7 protein-coding genes are annotated in these 7,550 nt (G+C 63.4%); 3 read left to right on the forward strand and 4 right to left on the reverse strand.

Annotated elements, in window-relative coordinates; all coding sequences use genetic code 11:
- Positions 1–35: 35 nt before the first annotated feature.
- Positions 36–1,106 (forward strand): Rieske 2Fe-2S domain-containing protein, encoded by a 1,071-nt coding sequence (locus ABFP37_RS07160; protein ID WP_078027823.1) that lies wholly within the window; start codon positions 36–38, stop codon positions 1,104–1,106.
- Positions 1,084–2,754 carry a cytochrome bc complex cytochrome b subunit gene (locus ABFP37_RS07165; RefSeq protein WP_078027824.1) on the forward strand — a complete coding sequence of 557 codons (1,671 nt, stop codon included), beginning with the start codon at positions 1,084–1,086 and terminating at the stop codon, positions 2,752–2,754. The genes ABFP37_RS07160 and ABFP37_RS07165 overlap by 23 nt, the downstream gene beginning before the upstream one ends.
- A 123-nt stretch (positions 2,755–2,877) precedes the next feature.
- Here ABFP37_RS07165 and ABFP37_RS07170 read toward each other — a convergent pair whose 3' ends face one another.
- Entirely contained in the window at positions 2,878–3,669 is a 792-nt protein-coding gene (locus tag ABFP37_RS07170; protein WP_078027825.1) for a GntR family transcriptional regulator, read from the reverse strand.
- Between the two features lie 165 nt (positions 3,670–3,834).
- On the opposite strand from ABFP37_RS07170, the gene ABFP37_RS07175 reads away from it, so the two are divergent.
- Positions 3,835–4,128, forward strand: coding sequence for an HPr family phosphocarrier protein (locus tag ABFP37_RS07175; RefSeq protein ID WP_347033113.1), 294 nt, complete (start codon positions 3,835–3,837; stop codon positions 4,126–4,128).
- Between the two features lie 186 nt (positions 4,129–4,314).
- Here ABFP37_RS07175 and ABFP37_RS07180 read toward each other — a convergent pair whose 3' ends face one another.
- The 3 genes from ABFP37_RS07180 to coxB are packed head-to-tail and all read right to left on the reverse strand — an operon-like array spanning position 4,315 to position 7,323.
- Positions 4,315–4,716 carry a cytochrome c oxidase subunit 4 gene (locus tag ABFP37_RS07180; RefSeq protein WP_078027827.1) on the reverse strand — a complete coding sequence of 134 codons (402 nt, stop codon included), beginning with the start codon at positions 4,714–4,716 and terminating at the stop codon, positions 4,315–4,317.
- On the reverse strand, positions 4,713–6,440 hold the full coding sequence (gene ctaD / locus ABFP37_RS07185) for a cytochrome c oxidase subunit I (protein WP_347033114.1): 1,728 nt from the start codon (positions 6,438–6,440) through the stop codon (positions 4,713–4,715). The genes ABFP37_RS07180 and ctaD overlap by 4 nt, the downstream gene beginning before the upstream one ends.
- A gap of 10 nt (positions 6,441–6,450) precedes the next feature.
- Positions 6,451–7,323 carry a cytochrome c oxidase subunit II gene (gene coxB / locus ABFP37_RS07190; protein ID WP_078027828.1) on the reverse strand — a complete coding sequence of 291 codons (873 nt, stop codon included), beginning with the start codon at positions 7,321–7,323 and terminating at the stop codon, positions 6,451–6,453.
- Positions 7,324–7,550: the final 227 nt, after the last annotated feature.

The raw sequence follows: 7,550 nt of genomic DNA on the forward strand, positions 1-7,550 counted from the left end.
GGCAACGCCGAGACGAGAGAAGGATGAGGCGAATCATGGGCAACCATAGTGACGGCAGTCCGAACCACTCGGGCACCGTAGCTACGGCTGGTCAGAATGAGGTGGAGAAGTTCCAGGATCCTGGAATTCCCCCGCACCGTTTGCGCCTGGCTGACACGGACCCGAAGGCCGCAAAGCGAGCAGAACGGCAGGTAGCCATTCTGTTCGGCACGTCGGTCGTTGGCACCGTGATCTTCCTGGTGGCGTACTTCGCTATTGACCTGGGCAGTGACTCAACGATCGCTACGATCCGGCTGCAGAACGCGCTCCTCGGCGTGGGCACGGCCTTCGCGATGCTTGGCATCGGTACGGGCATTGTGCACTGGGCCAAGGCCCTGATGCCGGACCACGAAGTATCCGAGGAACGTCACGCAATCCGCGAGGAAGACGACCGCCAGGCAGCGGTGCGCATCGTTGACGACATCGTCGAGGAAACGGGCATCAAGCGCCGTCCCCTCATCCGGAACACCCTGCTCGGTGCCGTGGCTCTGGCACCGCTCCCGGCCCTGGCAGTCTTCGGCGACCTTGGTCCCCGGCCTGACGACAAGCTGGCGCACACCATGTGGGCCCCGCAGGAGGGCAAGCTCAAGCGCCTGACCCGCGACCCCGACGGAACGCCCATCAAGGCCTCGGATGTCACCATCGGTTCGGCCTTCCACGTCATCCCGGAAGGGCTGAACGAACTCCACGAAGGCAAGCTGAACGAGAAGGCCAAGGCCGTCGTTCTGCTCATGCGCCTCGATCCGGCTTCGCTCAACCCGTCTCCCGGCCGGGAGAACTGGGGCTACAACGGCATCGTCGCGTACTCCAAGATCTGCACCCACGTCGGATGCCCTGTTGCACTGTATGAGCAGCAGACGCACCACCTGCTGTGCCCGTGCCACCAGTCGACCTTCGACCTCACCAAGGAATGCAAGGTTATCTTTGGCCCGGCCAGCCGTCCCCTCCCCCAGCTGCCCATCGCAGTTGACGATGAGGGCTACCTGGTCGCTACGAGCGACTTCAAAGAACCTGTAGGACCAAGTTACTGGGAGCGTGATGAGCATGAGCGCAGCGTCAACGGCTGAAGCCCCCGCCTACGTAGCCAAGACCAAAGTCGGCCGAATTACAGATTTCGTCGACGAACGCGTCGGCGGCTCGGGAATTCTTCGTGAGTTTGGCCGGAAGGTCTTCCCTGACCACTGGTCCTTCATGTTCGGTGAAGTGGCGTTGTATTCGTTCGTCATCCTGCTGATGACGGGAACGTTCCTGACGTTCTTCTTCGACCCGTCCATGGCCGAGACGCACTACACCGGCTCGTACACGCCGCTGAAGAACGTCGAAATGTCAGTCGCGTACAGCTCCTCGCTGAACATCTCCTTTGATGTCCGCGGCGGCCTGTTCATGCGCCAGGTCCACCACTGGGCGGCGCTGCTGTTCGTTGCCTCCGTCTCCGTGCACATGCTGCGCGTGTTCTTCACCGGCGCGTTCCGCAAGCCGCGCGAGCTCAACTGGGTGGTGGGCGGCGTCCTGCTCATCCTCTCCATGGCCGCCGGCTTCACCGGTTACTCCCTCCCCGATGACCTGCTGTCCGGTAACGGCCTGCGCATCATCGACGGCGTCATCAAGTCCATTCCGGTCATCGGCACGTACATCTCGTTCTTCCTCTTTGGTGGCGAGTTCCCCGGCACGATGATCATCGGCCGCCTGTACATGCTGCACATCCTGCTGGTGCCGGCCCTGATCCTGCTGATGATCGTGCTGCACCTCTTCATGGTGGTTGTGCACAAGCACACCCAGTACCCCGGCCCGGGCCGGAACGACGGCAACGTCGTCGGTTACCCGCTCGGCCCGGTTTACGCAGCCAAGGCCGGTGGTTTCTTCTTCATCGTGTTTGGTGTGGTCGCACTGATGGCCGCGTTCTTCACGATCAACCCCATCTGGAACTACGGTCCTTACGATCCCTCCCCCGTGTCCGCAGGCACGCAGCCTGACTGGTACATCGGCTGGGTTGATGGTGCACTGCGCCTCATGCCCGGTGTGATCGGCGACTTCCACTTTGAATACGTCATCTTCGGCCACGTCCTGACGCTGAACGTACTGCTTCCGGCGCTCGTTCCGGCCGGGCTCGTGTTCACGGTGCTCTTCACCTACCCGTGGATCGAACGCTGGATCACCAAGGACAACCGCGAGCACCATGTCCTGGACCGTCCCCGCAACGCACCGACCCGTACCGCCATCGGCATGGCCGGGTTCACGTTCTACTGCGTCATGTGGGCGGCCGCCAGCTCGGACCTCATCGCAACGCATTTCCACGTGGCACTGAACGACGTCACGTACTGGCTGCGCGCACTGTTCTTCATCGGCCCGATCATCGCCTTCGTCGTCACGAAGCGCGTTGCCCTGGCCCTGCAGCGCAAGGACCGCGAAATTGCCCTCCACGGCCGGGAGACCGGACGCATAGTGCGCCTGCCGCACGGGGAGTTCATCGAAGTCCACGCCCCCCTCGACGAGTACAAGCGCTACAAGCTCGTCGGCTTCGAGTCCCCACTTCCCCTTCCTGCGGAGCCGAACGAAAACGGCGTCGTCACCCGCAAGGAAAACCGGCGGGCGAAGCTGTCGCAGTGGTTCTTCGAGGACAGGGTTGCTCCGGCATCGCCCGCTGAACTCGAGGCCGGCCACGGCCACCACGAGGCAGTGGAAGCCGGCGAGGCGCACAAGACGCTCAGCCACTAGCCCTGCCGCTAGTCACGGTCAGCACACAGAAAAGGTCCGGTCCGCTTTGGACCGGGCCTTTTCTGTGTCGCGTTCATTGCTCGCCCGGTGCGCCGCCAGGCGAGTCCTCCCGGGCGGAACCGGCTATTGGTGGCGGTACCCCGAGGCGTAGTTTCGCGCGGGCCGGATGCCGGGCCGCTGCAGCGGCACCCAGAGCTTATAGCGGTCGGCACGGTAGTAGGAGACGGAATAGTCCACCATGGCTCGCGCAACGAACGCGTGCCTTTGGATCTTCAGCAGCGGGGAGCCTATTTCAACGTTCAACAGCCGCGCAGTGGAGGGCGAGGCGGCCGTAGCTTCGATCATGTCCTCGCCCCATTCCATGACCAGGCCGAACTGTTCGCTGAGGACGTTATACAGCGAGGTGGGCGGCTCCCCGTCCAGCAGGCCCGGCACCCGGTGCGCGGGGATGAAATTCTCATCCACGCTCATTGGCTCGTTATCGGCCAGCAGGAGGCGCCGGAACCGCACCAGGGGCGTTCCCTCCTCCACCTGCAACTCGCGCGCGAGGAAGGCACTGGCGGCGATCTGCTCAAAACTCAGCACTTTGGCGGCCGGCACCATTCCGCGGCGCTGCATTTCCTCGCTGTAGGACGTGAGCTTGACCTGGAGATCAAGTTTGGGCTTGCGGACAAACGTACCGAGCCCCACCACCCGTTCAATGACCTCCTCCCCCACGAGCGCATCAATGGCTTGCCGGACGGTCATCCGAGCCAGCCCGAAGCGCTCCGCCAGGTCGCGCTCCGACGGCAGGCCGGAGCCGGGCGGGCACGAGGTGGCGATATACGTCCTGAGGATCTCGCGAAGCTGGACGTAGATGGGGGTTCCGCTTTTCCTGTCGATTTCGCCGGCAATGCCGGCAGCATTAGCGGCCACAGTCGTTGCTCCTGGAATGCATGTTCACATTTCAAGGTTAGGCCATTCGCCTGTCAGGTCTAGACCACGCACCGGGGGCGGCCGCGGAGGCGCTGCCGGGCGGATATTCTTAACGTCAGAGATGAAAAGACGACGGCGTCGTTCCGTCCAGGAAGAGGAGTCCACTTGCCAGTTCGTAAGGCAACCGTCACTGCCGCCATTGGCCTGCACGCCCGCCCGGCAGCGGCCTTTGTGCGTGCCGTGACTGAGACCGGGCTGCCGGTGACCATCCGTAAGGCCGGCATTGACGCCGTCGACGCCCGCTCCCTGCTCGAGGTCATGACCGCCGACTTCAACTGCGGCTGCGAGGTGGAACTCCGCGTCACCGAAGCGGCCCTCCCGGCCGGCCGCAGCGTTGTGGAGGCGGAATCCGCGCTATCGGGCCTCGCCGAACTCCTGGAGTCCCAAAAGGCGGGCTGACACCAACGGCATGCGGCCATGGCCACGGCCAACAACACCAACAACAACGACGGCGGGGGGCCCCCCACCCGGGGGGCCCCCCCCCCGGGCCGGGGCCGTGCCCCCCCCCAAACCCCACCACAAACCCCGCGGGCGCCCCCCCCACATGGGGGGGCCCCGCCGTCGTTCAGGGTGTGTCCTGAGGCGTTAGTGTGCGTGGTCTCCGCGGCTGTACTCGTAGACCCAGCCGACGAGGGCCACAATAGCCATGCCCGCTGCGATGAAGACGATCCAGAAGCCAATCGCGAGGCCCAGGAAGCCCGTGGCGCAGGACAGGCCCAGCACCAGCGGCCACCAGCTCCAGGGGCTGAAGTGCCCCTGCTCGCCGGCGCCCTCGTGGATCTCGGCGTCGTTGCGGTCCTCGGGACGCATGCCGACGCGCTTGCCGGTGAATCCGAGGTAGGCGCCGATCATGCCGGCCAGGCCGCCCACGAGGAGGATGCCCAGGATGCCGACCCACTCAGACCAGTTGGTCAGGAAACCGTAAATCATTGAGACAGGGACGAAGAAGAAGACTCCTGCTCCAAAAATCCAAGATTCGATCTTCACTGCGCGGTGTCCTTCTGATCGGCGTTGCCGAGCACAGCTGCTGCCGGTGCCGGTGACTCAATGGTGTGTGACTGTGAGAGCTCGGGGTGGTGCAGGTCCAGGGCCGGACGCTCCGAGCGGATGCGGGGCAGGGACGTGAAGTTGTGGCGTGGCGGCGGGCAGGACGTTGCCCATTCCAGCGAGGCACCGAAGCCCCAGGGATCATCCACCTGAACCTTTTCCGTACTCCGCGCGGTGATGTACACGTTCCAGAAGAACGGGATCAGTGAGGCGCCGAGGACGAACGAGGAGATGGTGGAGAACTGGTTCATCCACGTGAAGTTGTCCTGCGGCATGTAGTCCGCGTAGCGGCGCGGCATGCCTTCAACGCCGAGCCAGTGCTGGATCAGGAACGTGCCGTGGAAGCCGAGGAACAGGAGCCAGAAGTGGATCTTGCCGAGGCGCTCGTTGAGCATCTTGCCCGTCCACTTCGGCCACCAGAAGTAGAAGCCGGCGAACATCGCGAACACCACGGTGCCGAACACCACGTAGTGGAAGTGCGCCACCACGAAGTAGGAGTCGGAGACGTGGAAGTCCAGCGGCGGGGAGGCCAGGATGATGCCCGTCAGGCCGCCGAAGAGGAACGTGATGAGGAAGCCGATGCTCCACAGCATGGGGGTCTCGAACGTGATGGAACCGCGCCACATGGTGCCGATCCAGTTGAAGAACTTCACGCCCGTGGGCACCGCGATGAGCATGGTCATGAACGAGAAGAACGGCAGCAGCACCGAGCCGGTGACGTACATGTGGTGCGCCCACACCGTCACGGACAGCGCGGCGATGGCGATCGTGGCGTAGACCAGGCCCTTGTACCCGAAGATCGGCTTGCGGCTGAAGACCGGGAAGATTTCCGAGACGATGCCGAAGAACGGCAGCGCGATGATGTAGACCTCGGGGTGGCCGAAGAACCAGAACAGGTGCTGCCAGAGCACGGCCCCGCCGTTTTCCGGATCGAAGATATGGGCGCCGAAGCGGCGGTCTGCTCCGAGGGCGAACAGGGCGGCGGCCAGCGGCGGGAAGGCCATCAGCACGAGGATGGCCGTGACCAGCGTGTTCCAGGTGAATATGGGCATGCGCCACATGGTCATGCCCGGGGCGCGCATGCAGATGATGGTGGTGATGAAGTTGACCGCGCCCAGGATGGTGCCGAAGCCGGAGAGCGCCAGGCCGAAGACCCACAGGTCACCGCCGATGCCCGGGCTGAACGTCGTGTTGGACAGCGGAGCGTACGCGAACCAGCCGAACGATGCCGCGCCCTGCGGGGTGATGAAGCCGGACACCGCGATGGTCGACCCGAAGAGGAAGAACCAGAAGGCCAGTGCATTCAGCCGCGGGAAGGCGACGTCGGGGGCGCCGATCTGCAGCGGCATGATGACGTTGGCGAACCCGGCGAACAGCGGGGTGGCGAACATGAGCAGCATGACCGTGCCGTGCATGGTGAACAGCTGGTTGTACTGTTCCTTGGTCTGCAGGATCTGCATGCCGGGTTCAAACAGTTCGGCGCGGATGAGCAGTGCCATCACGCCGCCGAAGCAGAAGAAGATAAACGAGGCGATCAGGTACATGTACCCGATGGTCTTGTGGTCAGTGGAGGTGATCCAGTTGACGACGATGCGTCCCTTGGACTTAGGAACTACGGGAGCGCCAAGGGTCCCGACAGGTGCGGATTGTGTGTAAGTAGCCACGTCGCTCCCCTTACTTTGTTTCGTTCAGGTTCGGGTTGCGGTCGTACTCTTCGCCGAGCAGGCCCGTGTTGCCGTCCTGGCGCAGCTGGGTCAGGTGAGCCTGGAATTCGGACTCGGACACGACCTTCACGCGGAACAGCATTTCGGAGTGGTACTCACCGCAGAGTTCGGCACACTTGCCGTCGTAGGTTCCCTCTTTGGTGGGCGTGAACCGGATGTAGTTGGTCTTGCCCGGGATCATGTCCCGCTTCTGCAGGAAGGCCGGAACCCAGAAGGAGTGGATGACGTCGCGGGAGTTCAGTTCAAGATCAACCGACTTGTTGACGGGCAGGTACAGCGTGGGCAGCTTTTCCTTGTCCACTTCCTTGCCGGTCAGGTGCGCCTGGACACCGGCTTCGTGGACGTCCCCGGTGACGACGTCGCCCTGCTTGTAGTTAAAGTCCCAGGCCCACTGCTTGCCGCGGACGTCAACAACGACGTCGGCGGGCTTGGAGCGGTCATCGATGGCCTGCTGGTCACGGTCGGTGAAGTAGAAGAACACCAGCACCATGAAGAGCGGGATGGTCAGGTAGAAGACCTCAAGGGGAAGGTTGAAGCTGGTCTGCCGGGGGAAGCCCACGGTACCCTTGCGGCGCCGGTAGGCGACGATGCACCAGACAATGAGTCCCCAGGTGATGATGCCCACCACGAGGGCGGCAATCCATGAGTTGACCCAGAGGTCCATGATGCGGTCAGTGTGATTGGTGGTGCCACGCTCTGTAGGCAGCCACCCCTTCGTTACCTCTGGCGAACATCCAGTCAAAACCAACGCGCCGGCAATTGCCAAGCCAGAGATCGAGGTGATCGTTTTGCGTCGGCTGCCGGTTCGGTTCTGCGAACTCACAGACGGCCCTTCCTACTTGTTGCTGTTGCCAAGGAGGCGCGAAGCTTCCCGGGCACACTAAAAGTTTTACTACTCGGTGTAGAGCTTACCGTCCCCCGCGGGATTTCGCCCACATGTCTGACCAGTGTGGGGGGGGGGGGGGGGGGGGCCGGGCCCCCCCCACAGGAGGCGAGGGGCAAATAATGGGGTTGGTGTTGTGTGAAAACAGCGGGGCCCGCCCCCCCGCC

The organism is Burkholderia sp. RS01, from assembly GCF_039748055.1.
GTDB lineage: Bacteria > Actinomycetota > Actinomycetes > Actinomycetales > Micrococcaceae > Arthrobacter.

What these genes read in the sequence shown, in the direction of transcription:
- ABFP37_RS07160 (WP_078027823.1), top strand. Translation starts at nt 36, where the DNA reads ATGGGCAACCATAGTGACGGCAGTCCGAACCACTCGGGCACCGTAGCT.
- ABFP37_RS07165 (WP_078027824.1), top strand. Translation starts at nt 1,084, where the DNA reads ATGAGCGCAGCGTCAACGGCTGAAGCCCCCGCCTACGTAGCCAAGACC.